Raw genomic sequence first — 294 nt, forward strand, 5'->3', positions numbered from 1 at the left:
CGCTCGTGCGCCGGGCGCCCGCCGAGACCTGCGCGGCCTCGGCGCGGGCGCCGCGCCCGCTGGTCGTCGCTCTGTCCTCCGACGTTCCCGAGGTGGCGCGGCCGGTGCTCGCCCGCTCGCCCGTCCTCACCGACGCCGACCTCGTGGACGCGGCCGCCCTCGGCGACGAGGCCACCCGCGCGGTGATCGCCGCCCGGCACCACCTCTCGCACGCGGTCGCGGGCGCCCTGGCGGAGATCGGCGAGACCGACACGCTCGTCGTACTCGCGGCGAATCCGACGGCGAAGATCACCG

1 protein-coding gene is annotated in these 294 nt (G+C 78.2%); it reads left to right on the forward strand.

Going from position 1 to position 294, the window contains the following annotated elements:
- A partial coding sequence (locus ACLBYB_RS33280; protein WP_447701439.1) for a DUF2336 domain-containing protein occupies positions 1–294 on the forward strand: 294 nt, incomplete at both ends.

It is taken from the genome of Methylobacterium sp. D54C, from assembly GCF_053345595.1.